Below are 12103 nucleotides of genomic sequence, written 5' to 3' on the forward strand. Positions count from 1 at the left end.
TTTTATCAAAGTCAGTAATGTCTATCTTTTACACAGTGATAATTAAAGTCAATATATCTAGTATTTTTCAGATTTGAATTAGTATCAATAATTAATCATCTTATTGATACTGCAATGGAAATTAAAATAAGTTTAATGTAGCATTCCTTTTATAGGAACTTTATAAGGATATAGAAATGTACAAAGGACTTGCTTTATTTTGCCCATTATTTTGTTTAACGCTATCGGGGTGTGGAGGAAGCGACAGTAACAAGGATGCGACACCCGTTGTAGAGAACACCTCGCAATCGGCCAAGGCTCATGTTGCTGCGGTCACTCAGGCTCAGCGAGGACAACGAATACAGCTTGATGCGACCCAAAGTGTGATCCCTCGTGGCGGCAGTTTTTCTTGGCAATGGCACAGTGTGCCTGAAGATGGCGCAGTTGAACTCACTGATAAAGAGACGTTGAAGCCTACCTTTATACCCACTGTCGCGGGGACTTATCAGCTCAAGCTGGTGGTAGACGCTGGCAACAATAATAGCAGTGAAGTGCTAACCACCATTACTGTCGCTGACAGTAGCAATAATACTGCGCCGGTGGCGCGCTTTGAATTGGCGCAAACACATTTTGGTAAGAACGAAACTATTCATTTAGATGCTTCAGCAAGCTTCGATGCGGATAACGATACGCTAAATTATGAGTGGCAAGCACATAGCTCTGCCGAGTTTCAACTTAGTGCCCATACCGGCGTTCAGGCATTATTTAAGGCTCAATCAGCGGGCAAGTATACCATTCGCTTAACTGTTGATGACGGTGAGTTACAGCACAGCACCGAAGGCACAGTTACTGTTCAAGAACAATCCTTAGAGCCGGTGATTTCGGCCCCTAGCAGCGTGAAAGTGGGCACCGAAATTAAACTCAGCGCAGTAAATAGCAAGCTGTATGAAGGGGTGGGAATTACTTGGCAGTTAAAGAGTAAACCCCAAGGTAGCAGCGCCGAACTCTCTACTCACGATGCTATTGAAGCGCTTTTCACTGCAGATGCCGCCGGTACTTATTTAGTACAACTGAGACTCACCGCAAGCAGTGGAGAATATGTTGTGGCAACCAAAGAGATCGCCGCAACAGCTAACAATGGCGCGCCCTTTGTGCGCTTATTAAACACTCCAAGCTCAAGCAAAACCTATCAGCAAGTGACGCTCGATGGCTCAGCAACTACGGACCCTGATGGCGATACCTTAGACTTTTTATGGCAAATAGAAGCACCAGAAGGCGCCACATACAATCTTGAGAATGAAACCAGCGCCAAAGCCACCTTTTTAGCGCAAGACCCAGGCGATTACAAAATAACGCTGCAGGCGTCTGATGGGGCTTTAACGAGCCAAAAGTCATTGATCCATCGTGTCACATCGTCTAATAGTGCGCCTAGTGCTCAAATCGAGCTATCATCGGGCCAAGTGAAGCTTTATAAAACAGCCTCTTTTATCGCCAAAGGCCAAGATCCAGATGGTGATGTACTCACTTACCAGTGGCAGTTGATAAATAAACCAGCACAAAGTGAGGCGCAGCTTAGCAATATAGAAAACAATGAAGTAAGCCTCACATTCGATAAGGCAGGTACCTATACGCTGAGCGTAACGGCCTCTGATGGTGAACTCTCGAGCGAGCCTCATGTTATGTCGGTACAGGTTAAAGCGGGCACCAATCGCCAGCCCTATATTCTTGGCATGCAGGTATTGGATGAGCTGAAAGCGGATCAGCCCATTCGTTTGGTGGTTAACGCAGGCGATCCTGATGGCGATCCGCTGACTTACGAATGGCGAGTCGAGCCGCCAACAAATGCCACTGCCACTTTCTCATCGACAAGCACAGCACAGACCACGATAACGGTCAGTGATCCAGGTTGGTATTTAGTTGAGGTTTATGCCGATGATGGCATAGTGCGTACGCCCTATCCGCATGCCAAGGTGCTGATAGTCGAGTAGGCAAAGAAAAGGCGGGAATTCCCGCCTTTTTTAAGTTAATCGCCCATAAACTTCATCGCCTGCAACAAGTTACTGTAATCATCGCGCCACACAAAGGGTGTGGTTGTACTTGGCCAAGGAGATTGACTAGAGCGCAGCGATACCAAACGCTCAGCGCTGCGGCTAAGCACGACCCAGCGCACATCGTGGCCATGGCGCTGTTGCGATTTACTTTCGTTGTAAACAATGGCTAATTCAAAATGCTCAGCCAAGCCGCGCATCAAAGGTGTTAAATCCAAATGGGTATTGGAAATATGCACCGCCAGCAAGCCGTTATCCTTGAGATGACTAAGATACAGGTCGGTGGCCTCTTGTGTTAGCAAATGCATGGGGATGGCATCGCCGCTAAAGGCATCCAGCACCAGTGCATCAAAACGCTGCGCGGGTTGCTTAGATAAGGTCACGCGACCATCACCTAAGTGATAATGCTGCTGCGCAGCTGAAGCGTTTAAGTAACTAAATTGGCTTTTAGCCGTTGCCAGTACATTGGGGTTAAGCTCGTAGAAATGGTAGTGATCGCCTGGCTTGCCATAAGCAGCCAACGTCCCCGCTCCCAAGCCGATAAAACCGACTTTGGCGTTTGCCGAGAGCTGTGAGAGCATTTGCCCAACCAAGGTTTGCTGTCGGTAGTAACTCTGTGGCTCGCCTTGTCCTGGGCCGCTCAACACTTCCACACCGTGGGTGGTGGTGCCATCAATCAGACGTCGTTCAACGCGGTTGTCTATATTAACTTCAGTCACGGTTAACAAGCCGTAAAAGTTGCGCAAACGGGTAATATCATTACTTTTAAACTGACTGTCTAGCCATAGAAATAACAGCGCCGAGATGGCCACGCCGGCCAGCGCACTGCCGGCTAACCATGGCGATCTTTGGTGCTGCTTATCAAGCAGCACGGCGATAGCAAACAGCATCAAGGCCATGGCAATGGCTAATGGGTATTCGTAATACAAGGTGAATACGAGGGGCGCAACAAAGGTGATGGCCGCCGTGCCTAAGGCCCCGCCTAGGGCCATTAACAAGTAAAACTGCGTGAGATAATCGGTATTAGGTTTGGCTTTAACCAGCTCACCATGGCACACCATGCAAGCGGCAAACAGCACTAAGGAATACAGGACTACTTGGCTGACAATATCGAACTGGCTGCCAATGAAAAACAAAAAGCAGGCGATAAGCGCGCACACCGAAAGGGTCGCCAACCAAAATACCCGATGGTAAAGCTTGGTTGAGTGGAAACATAAAACAAAGGTCAGTAAATACAACGCCAGCGGTAAAAGCCATAAAAACGGCACCGGGGCGACATTTTGCGTAATGGCGTTGGTGCTGGCAGTGAGTATCATCACCCCACAGCCGCTCAGGGCTAACCATAGTAACCATTTGTGATGAAGCCCGCCACGAAACGCACTTTGCTCGGTAGTACCTAAACGCTTCGCCTGATTATAAAAGCGTGCCATATAACCGTAAAAAACGACGCCAAATGCCACAAATAACCCACTCCAGAGCCACGATTGATCGCCTAAAGCGAACCAAGGCTCAATAGCAAAGGGGTAAGAAAGTAGGGCTAAAAACGAGCCAATATTAGAGTAGCTATAGAGTTTATAGGCATGCTCGTTATCGACCTTTGCCTGCCAGCTTTGCATCAATGGGGCCGTCGCGGCGAGGGCAAAGTAGGGTAAGCCTACAGCAATACTCAGTTGCAACAACACCTGCCAAGCTGGGTGAGCACCCGGGGCGGCTAAGGCTTGGGTGCCAATAGGTAATGCTAGAGCTCCTACGAGCAGCAGCAAGCCGTGGACAATAAACTGATTCTTTAACTTAAAGCGGCTTGAGAGTAGGTGCGCATAGCCGTAACTGGCCAATAAAAAGGCTTGAAAAAACAACAGGCAAGCGGTCCATACTTGGGTGCCGCCGCCAAAGCTTGGTAACAGCATTTTGGCCATGATCGGCTGGACTTGAAACAGTAAAAAAGCACTGAGAAATACAAGAATAATTGCAAGCATAGGGGGTGAATGAGTACGTGAGCGAAAAAACGCCCGCTAATGTACCATGTTTAACCATAATGGGGAAAAGGAGCTGTACAGTCGCTCATGTTGCTCTTGCTTTGGCCTATACTCAAGCAGGATGTCACAATCACAACAGGGAAACGCTATGAAATATATACTGTTACTCGCTGCATTGATGTTTACTCACAGCGGTTTAGGTGCCCAAGCTAAGTTATTGGAGAGTTTATCCAAAGCACGCGTTATTGAGCTCAATCATGTGTGGGATCACAACTCCCCGCTTTTGAGTTTTAATCCCCCTTATGCGTTGGCGCTGATGGATAATCATCAAGATACCCAAGGGATGATCCCCGAGCTCTCTTTTGCCGCCGACATTATGTATTTTAGCGGCCAGCATGGCGCGCCCAACCTTGATGCCATTGGCCATATTGGCCACAACGGCCAAGCCTATGGTGGCATCAGCACCGATGCTATCGATGGCGCTCAGGGCCTTAAGGAACTTGGCATTGAGCAATATCCTCGCGAGCGCTTACTTAATCGTGCCGCGTTACTTGATGTGGCGCGTTTTAAAGGGGTGTCACACTTACCTGGCGGATACGAAATTACCGTAAAGGATTTGCAGGATACAGCCAAAGCACAACAGGTTCGCATTAAGGCTGGGATGTCGGTGTTGATCCGCACCGGTTTTGGCCAGTTTTTTAATACTGACAATGCAACTTACCTCGGGCCTCGCCCGGGCCCAGGGCAGAGTGCGGCCCAGTGGCTAGCACAGCAACATGTATTCTTAGCAGGCTCTGATCAACTGAGTTTCGAGGTGGTGCCTGAGAATGGAACGCGTTTTCCCGCACACCGCATTTTACTCGCACAACATGGTATTTATATTGTTGAAAACCTTAACTTAGAAGCGCTCAGCGAGGCGCTTGCAAAGGGCAAAAGCAATGAATTTATGTTGGTGCTAAACCCGCCTCGTGTTCGTGGAGCTACGGGAATGGCGGTGAATGCTTTTGCTATTTTGCCTTAGGTAAACATATTTGCGCTAACGCCCCACCTTGAGAATGGTTTGTAAGTGTTAACTCACCGCCTTGCGCTCTAATTATCTCTCTGCTTAATACTAATCCAATGCCAGTGCCTTGGGTTTTGGTGGAGTAAAATGGCACAAATAGGTTATCGGGATTATCTATGCCAGGGCCATTATCATACAGCTTGAGTTGCCACTGGTTGTGCTTACTAATCGCTAAGCGTATACCTTCGGTGCCGCTAAGGGTATTGGCCTGCTCGGCATTACGCACCAAATTAAGCAATGCTTGCTCCAGTTGCTCTGGGTCGATTAATAAACGGCCGCTGTGGCTTTGGCAGTCAATGTCTATGTGTGGCAGCAGCACCTGTAAGCGGCTAACCAGCTCGGTGATTGGTATCGCTTGCAGTTGCGGTTGTGGCAGCTGCGATAGCTTTGAATAACTGGCAACAAAGTTGAGTAGATGTTGCGCGCGTTTTTCTATCACCTCAAGCATTTGCGCTTGCAATGAGTGCGCCTGTTGCTGCTCGCGCAGCGACTGGGTTAACGAATAAATTGGCGTCAGCGAGTTACGCACTTCATGATTCAGTACTTTGACCAGCTTTTGCCAGGCCTCTTTTTCGGTGCTTCTTAGGGGCTGTTCAATCGACACATAGACCAAGAGTTGATAATGACGAGCGCCTCGCTTTAGGTTATGACAGTCAATTTTGTAGCGTGGTTGATGCTGCCCTTGATGCAACTGCCATTGATGCTGATAACGATACAAGCCAAGTTCTTTGGTCGCTACTCCTAGCAGTGAATCTTGATGGTAGTGGGCTAATGCCGCTGGGTTAGCATGATACACCTGAGCATGGCCATCAAGCACCACCACTGGCGAGTGCAGCTCGTTTACCAAGTCAAACACAAAGCTTTCGTGGTGCGCGTATTCTGCACGCTTATTACTAATGCGGGTGGCAATACGGCGCAAATCCTCTTTCAAAGCATAAATGCGCCCATGTCGATACCGGGCAAAATGCCACACTGTAAATTCCTCATTCGCGAGGCTATCTAGCTGCACCGCGACGCTATCAAAAGCGTCGAACACGGTTTGGTACAAACTACAGAGCGCCCAAATACAGGGGCCTAGAACCAACAATAGCAGCGTTACTTGGCTCAGTGTATCCAATTGCAGGTAAACACCGATGGCCAATAACAGCACCAATAGGGTGCCTAGCGGGATGGCTGCAAGGATGATAAAGCGTCGCTCTAAAGAGCTTGAGCGCGCCATTATTGGTTGCCCAGCTGATATTTATCTAAGCGTCGGTACATGGCGGATTTGCTCAACCCTAAAAACTCACCGGCGGCGACCACATTACCGTCAAAATGAGCGATGGCGTTGCTGATCATGCGTTTTTCCGCTTCCTCTAAGTTCATTAGCGGTAGGCTCGAATCAATATCTTGGTGAGGTTGCAAGGCGATATGCTCAGCGCTGAGGCTATCAGTGTCGCTCATGATCACACTGCGCTCCAACACATGTGAGAGCTCGCGCATGTTTCCTGGCCACTGATAGGCGCTAAGTTTGTCTAGGGCACAGCGGTTTAAGGTTTTTACAGGCAGCTGGTAACGCTGGCAGTGGATGCGAATAAAATGCTCGGCAAGGCTGGCGAGCTCGTCACTGCGTTGGCGCAGCGGCGGCAAAGTAAGGACCAAGGTATTGAGTCGGTACAGTAGGTCTTGGCGAAAATCACCGCCAGCAATGGCCGCTTGTAAATCGGCATTAGTGGCAGAGATCACCCGCGCATCGCTGTGCAAGGTGGTGGAGCTGCCGAGCACCTCGTATTCGCCACTTTCTAATACCCGTAATAACTTCGCTTGCAGCGCCAGGGGCAAGGTGCCTATTTCATCTAAAACCAAAGTGCCCGATTGCGCCAGGGTAAAGCGCCCGGTACGCGCTTCTTTGGCATCGGTGAACGCGCCTTTACTGTGGCCGAATAACTCACTTTCGAAGAGGTTCTCCGGGATAGCGGCCATATTGACGCTGACAAAGGGCGCATCGGCTTTATCGCTATGCTGGTGGATGAGCTTAGCCAGCATACTTTTACCGGTGCCATTCTCACCGGTAATGAGTACATTGGCGTTGGTTGCAGCAATACGCTTGGCGTTTTCAATCAAGGTTTGCGTCTTTTTTGAAAAGGCCAGAAAGCGGTCATTGGCATCGCTATTGTCATGAGGCAAATGCTTGCGCACAGCATTGACTAAACGGCGGTTTTGCCAGGGTTTTTCAACAAAATCACAAGCCCCTAATTGCATTGCTTTGACGGCTAATTCGACATTGGCATAGGCGGTGATCACCACCACCGCGATGCGCCGAGAACATTGCCGTAAGCTATCGAGAAAGGCCAAGCCTTCTTTGCCAGAGGTGGTGTCCTTGGTGAAATTCATGTCCAGTAAGACTAAATCAACCTGATGGCGGTTAAGCTGGCTGAGCGCGGCTGTGGGAGAGTCAGCCTCTATGCAGTGGTGATTATCACTCTCAAGCGCAATGCGGGCGCTTAGGCGCACATCGCTCTGATCGTCAATTATAAGTATACGTGCCATGTACAGGGTATTCCTAATAACTAAGGGGCGCAGGGCCCCCTGATTCTTTATTGTTGTTTTAATGCCGCCATGGGCTTGTCATGTATTAGTTGTCGCATGGGCCAGATGACCGAAGCCAGTGCGAAAACGATAATTGCAGCGCTGACGAAAAGCAACCACAGCGGATTGAGAGACAGCCACAGCATCACCGACTGTTGAAATAGGATGTAACCGCCCAAGGATATTCCCAGGGCCAATAAAAATGCAGCAACCAACGGCATAATAGTATCCTTAATAAGTTGACGATATAACAATTTACGTTTGGCACCTAAGGCCATGCGCATACCCAGTTCATAGCGACGTAATCTGAGGTTATAACTGAGCACCCCATAAATACCGATACCGGCGAGCAACAGGGTAAATATGCCCAGTGCAGTGCACAGCATCAAGGTCACTTTGTCTAAATGAGTGATGGCTGCGTATTGCTCCTCTAAAGACTTAAAAGTCCATATGCCGGCACGGTTACTGACCTGCTGCATGGCTTGAAATACTGTTTCTCTTTGCAGCTGCTGGCCAGGTTGCATCTCTATCATGATCGCAAAGCCATAAGGCTGAGCAGGCCACCATAAATGCCGTCCTAGGTCCTCATCATAGAACTTGGGGTGGTTAAAGTTTTCGGTGATGCCAACCACTTCTACTGGGTTGTCAGGGTCGAAGCTGTAAAACTTCTCGCCAATCAGTGAGCCTTCCGGCTTAAGCAAATCATTCACCGCTTTGGTGACCAAGAACTCATGCTTTTCGCCGCGAATAGCCGCCTCACTAAAATTACGGCCCTCAATAATTTTCAACCCGGTAAATTCGAAGTAATCTTGGCCAACCCAAGTTTGCGGGATGAAAATAGAGCCTTTGCCGGACATATCGGTAATGGTGCTGGCGCGTTTGCCTCTATCAACTGGGCTTTGCCCGTGTGCAACTGCTTTGACTCCGGGAATTTGCTCTGCGGCGTGAAGGAATTTTTGTAAATCATCGTAGCGTTTGCTGAGCTCATCCCGATTTTTTTCGATAAACACCATCACTTGGTAAATGTTATCAACTCGGCTACCCAGTGGCCGCTGCAATGTTTCCACACTTTTGTGCAGCACCATGGTCGCCGTTATCACTAAACTGGTGGCGAGGAACAGCTGAATAGCAATCATCCATTTTACGGTGCGCATGCTGACTTGGCTGACCGCCCCTTTACCAGAGGACTGTACCTGTGAGCGTAACTGCTTAAAGTTAATCAGGCGACTGGTGATCCAAGCAAAGAGCAAGGCCAATAAGATGCAGAGAATCAGTGCGCTGGAAACCACGGTAATATCAATGCCGACGGTGTGAACCAGTGGCAAATGCCCGCTGCTCACCCACTTAAAGAGCTTCACGCCCCAGGCGGCGATAAATAAGGCGATGGCTACGGCGGAGGCCATAAGCACGAAGGTTTCACTTAAAATACTGGCAAAGAGGGTTTTACGTTTAGCCCCCAACACCGCTTGTAACGCCAGTGTTTTATGCTTGGCTACGGCGCGGGCGATAAATAAGTTGCTGACATTTAACAGCGCAATAAGCACTAACCCTGTGACTCCGGCAAGGAGCATAATCGCCAAATCGTCGTTGTCGCCCAACTCGGCTTGGCGAAAGGGAGTGACAATGGGTTTGAGGTCATCCAGTTCGTCAAACTCCTCTTTCCACTGCGCTTTAATTTCCTGAATACTTTGGTAAAGCTCGGCTTCAGTTGAAGCTTTGGTGGCCCCGGGTTTAAGCACGCCCACTAGTTTCATACCCCGAAATAGGTTCCACCAAGCGCTTGGGTTGTCATCGTTAAAGTAGCGCGCATCCGCGCTAAATTTGAACCACAGCTGATTGTCACCCCGGTTGAACATATAGGGATCTTGGTAGTTTTTGGCAACCACACCGACAATGCGATAGTGCTTATCTAGCTTCACTAAGGTTTGCCCAATCACATTGTCATCGCCGCCGTAATAACGTTGCCAAAAGTCATAAGAGATCAGCACTTCATCCAGCGGCTCCTGCACACGCTGTTGTCGGCTCATATGCTGTCCTAATGCTAAAGGCACACGAAACAGCTCAAAGTAGCCGTCACTGGCATAGGTGATGGCGATACGTGGCTCCCCGGGCAGGTTACTGATGACATCTTCACCGGAGTTCACTAAGGCCTGGCGGCTAAAGGAGGTTTGTGTTTCATACCAATGCAGCACCGATTGAAAACTTTGAAACCCCGGGCTGTTGTAATCCGGGTAGATATTGTCTTGCTCGACAATGACTAAACGTGATTCTTGTTCAACATTGAGGGGCGCCACAAAATAGCTACTGAATAAGCTCATCACCACGAAAAAACACGCCAGAGTGATGGCTAAGGTTGCTACCACCGCAGCAACAAAACCGGGCGTTTGGCGCAGCGACAGCAGAGCCATATGTAAATGCATGCGTAAGCGGGTCATCATACGGCCTCCAGCTCGGTATTGGCCTCATTGCGTAGGCCTGCATCACGGTGCATCATTTCGCCATCGAGTAATTTGATTTGTTTTTTGGCATAACCGGCATAGCGGGGGTCGTGGGTGACCATGCATATGGTGGTGCCTTGTTGGTTTAGCTCGCTTAACAAAGCCATTACCGCATCGCCATTTTTAGAATCGAGGTTGCCGGTTGGCTCATCGACCAGCAAGATACTGGGTGTGCCCGCCAGCGCTCGAGCGATGGCGACACGCTGCTGCTGACCACCACTGAGTTGGTTTGGGCGATGCCCGGCGCGGTGGCTGATCTCCACTTGGGCGAGCGCGTGCTCCACACGTTGGCGTATTTCATCTTTACTTAAGGCCGGCTCGCGGTACTGCAAGGGTAAGGCTACATTGGCAAAGACACTCAGCTCATCAATAAGGTTAAACGATTGAAAAATGAACCCTATATGCAAGTTTCTTAGTTCGGCTTGGGTATCCATATCGAGGCTTTGGGTGTCCACGCCCTCAATGTAATAGCAGCCAGCGTTAATATCATCGAGCAGCCCCATTAGGCTCAACAGGGTGGATTTGCCACAGCCAGAAGGGCCGCTGATGGCAACATAATCGCCTTTATAGATTTTGAGGTCGATATTGCGTAGCGCATGGGTTTCGACATCGTCGCTGGTGTATACCTTCGACACTTGTTGTAATTCAATGATTGGCTTGGTTTGCATAATGACATCCTGTTAATGGGAAACGGTTGTTAGTTTTTGTAAGTGCATGTATTCGCCCATATCCGAAATCACAACTTGAGTGCCAGCAGGCAACGCGCTGCGCAGCTCTATGCTGTCTCCTGCGAGTTTACCAAACTCCAGCTCGGCTTGGACTAATTGATTTGCGGCGGGGTCAACGATAAATAACGGACGCCTTTGCTCGGCATCGACATAACTGGGGCGGCGCAAGTGCCGAGCATGTTCTAAAGTATCGATGATGATCTCGCCTTCGATGGTCAACGCCGGGCGGGCGTTGCTAGGTAAATCCGCTGCCAGCTCGAGTTCGATGGCAACGCGGCCGTCACGGACAATAGGGTCGATGCGGCTGACCTGTGCAGCTACTGTATCCGTAAAGGTATCGATGATCGCCTGCTGGCCGACCACGATCTGACTGGCATCGCGCTCGTTGACCAGTAAATCGGCTAGCAATTCATGTTCGCTGCCAACCACGGCCAGCGGTGCGCCCACTTGAACCGATTGACCTTGTTCAACATGCAACTGTTGCAGCATGCCATTGATGCCGGCACGCACCTGCAACTTGTCGACATCGGCTTGGGCACTGGCAAAGGCTAAACTAAACTCCTCAACCAATTCACTTTCAACATCTAAACGCTTTTGATGTAAAGCCTGCATCTGCTGCATTTGTTGCTCGCTCAACGCCACCCGCTCACTCAGCTGCGCAACGCGTAGCTGCGAGCGCTTATGATCAAGCATCGAGACGATGCCCTCGGCTATGAGCTGGCCTTCAGCTTGAGCGCGCAGTTTGGCTCCGGCGAGCTCGCTTTTTAGCAAGGTGAGATTACCTTGGGCAGTAAGTTGCTCGCTTTGCTGGGCAAGCTTTAATGCCTCAAAGTTGGCTCGTTGTCGTGCTAAAGCAAGACGGGCTCGGTTTAATTGCTGCTCCAAGCTCGGGTTGCTAAGGCGTAAAATAACATCGTCTTTGGTGACGCGTGCGCCGGGGCGTAATACCACCTGCTCAACTTGGGCTTGGTGGTTGGCGGTTAAAAACCGTGTGTATTTAGAGCGCAGTTCGCCATACCCCGATACCTGCGTATTGAGAGGGCCTTGCTGCACGGTGGCAAGCGTCAGGGCATTGAGGTTAATACTTTGGCTGCGCCATGAAAAGCCGATACTCGCCGTTATAATGATCAGAACAGCCAAGGCTGCCCCATAGATTAAAGGCCGGCGCGAGGAGGTTTTGTTTTTCGCTAAGCTGTGCTTGATGTCCATAGATGACAACAGGTAAATGAATACGATACCTAGC

General features: G+C 49.6%; 8 protein-coding genes. 2 read left to right on the forward strand and 6 right to left on the reverse strand.

All coding sequences use genetic code 11. The features are described 5' to 3' along the window. Positions 1 to 176: 176 nt before the first annotated feature. Positions 177 to 1967 carry a PKD domain-containing protein gene (locus tag FIU82_RS17690; protein WP_152441790.1) on the forward strand — a complete coding sequence of 597 codons (1791 nt, stop codon included), beginning with the start codon at positions 177 to 179 and terminating at the stop codon, positions 1965 to 1967. 35 nt (positions 1968 to 2002) lie between these two features. Here the strand turns inward: FIU82_RS17690 and FIU82_RS17695 are convergent, their stop codons facing one another. After that, positions 2003 to 4003, reverse strand: coding sequence for a spermidine synthase (locus FIU82_RS17695; protein WP_152441791.1), 2001 nt, complete (start codon positions 4001 to 4003; stop codon positions 2003 to 2005). A gap of 148 nt (positions 4004 to 4151) precedes the next feature. Here FIU82_RS17695 and FIU82_RS17700 point away from each other — a divergent pair, with 148 nt between their 5' ends. After that, positions 4152 to 5024, forward strand: a complete 873-nt coding sequence (locus FIU82_RS17700; RefSeq protein ID WP_172972755.1) for a cyclase family protein — start codon at positions 4152 to 4154, stop codon at positions 5022 to 5024. Here FIU82_RS17700 and FIU82_RS17705 read toward each other — a convergent pair. The 5 genes from FIU82_RS17705 to FIU82_RS17725 are packed head-to-tail and all read right to left on the reverse strand — an operon-like array spanning position 5011 to position 12000. Then, positions 5011 to 6285 carry a PAS domain-containing sensor histidine kinase gene (locus tag FIU82_RS17705; RefSeq protein ID WP_152441793.1) on the reverse strand — a complete coding sequence of 425 codons (1275 nt, stop codon included), beginning with the start codon at positions 6283 to 6285 and terminating at the stop codon, positions 5011 to 5013. The genes FIU82_RS17700 and FIU82_RS17705 overlap by 14 nt on opposite strands. Next, on the reverse strand, positions 6285 to 7595 hold the full coding sequence (locus FIU82_RS17710; RefSeq protein ID WP_152441794.1) for a sigma-54 dependent transcriptional regulator: 1311 nt from the start codon (positions 7593 to 7595) through the stop codon (positions 6285 to 6287). The genes FIU82_RS17705 and FIU82_RS17710 overlap by 1 nt, the downstream gene beginning before the upstream one ends. A 47-nt stretch (positions 7596 to 7642) precedes the next feature. After that, entirely contained in the window at positions 7643 to 10072 is a 2430-nt protein-coding gene (locus tag FIU82_RS17715) for an ABC transporter permease (RefSeq protein WP_152441795.1), read from the reverse strand. Then, positions 10069 to 10800 (reverse strand): ABC transporter ATP-binding protein, encoded by a 732-nt coding sequence (locus FIU82_RS17720; protein ID WP_152441796.1) that lies wholly within the window; start codon positions 10798 to 10800, stop codon positions 10069 to 10071. The genes FIU82_RS17715 and FIU82_RS17720 overlap by 4 nt, the downstream gene beginning before the upstream one ends. A gap of 12 nt (positions 10801 to 10812) precedes the next feature. After that, complete coding sequence (locus tag FIU82_RS17725) at positions 10813 to 12000, reverse strand: HlyD family secretion protein (RefSeq protein WP_253946375.1); 1188 nt, start codon at positions 11998 to 12000, stop codon at positions 10813 to 10815. Positions 12001 to 12103 lie beyond the last annotated feature (103 nt).

Source organism: Pseudoalteromonas sp. THAF3 (assembly GCF_009363775.1).
GTDB classification, from domain to species: Bacteria; Pseudomonadota; Gammaproteobacteria; order Enterobacterales; family Alteromonadaceae; genus Pseudoalteromonas; species Pseudoalteromonas ruthenica.

Excerpts from the sequence above, each read along its gene's own strand:
- FIU82_RS17690 (WP_152441790.1), top strand. The coding sequence starts at position 177 with ATGTACAAAGGACTTGCTTTATTTTGCCCATTATTTTGTTTAACGCTA.
- FIU82_RS17695 (WP_152441791.1), bottom strand. The coding sequence starts at position 4,003 with ATGCTTGCAATTATTCTTGTATTTCTCAGTGCTTTTTTACTGTTTCAA.
- FIU82_RS17700 (WP_172972755.1), top strand. The coding sequence starts at position 4,152 with ATGAAATATATACTGTTACTCGCTGCATTGATGTTTACTCACAGCGGT.
- FIU82_RS17705 (WP_152441793.1), bottom strand. The coding sequence starts at position 6,285 with ATGGCGCGCTCAAGCTCTTTAGAGCGACGCTTTATCATCCTTGCAGCC.
- FIU82_RS17710 (WP_152441794.1), bottom strand. The coding sequence starts at position 7,595 with ATGGCACGTATACTTATAATTGACGATCAGAGCGATGTGCGCCTAAGC.
- FIU82_RS17715 (WP_152441795.1), bottom strand. The coding sequence starts at position 10,072 with ATGATGACCCGCTTACGCATGCATTTACATATGGCTCTGCTGTCGCTG.
- FIU82_RS17720 (WP_152441796.1), bottom strand. The coding sequence starts at position 10,800 with ATGCAAACCAAGCCAATCATTGAATTACAACAAGTGTCGAAGGTATAC.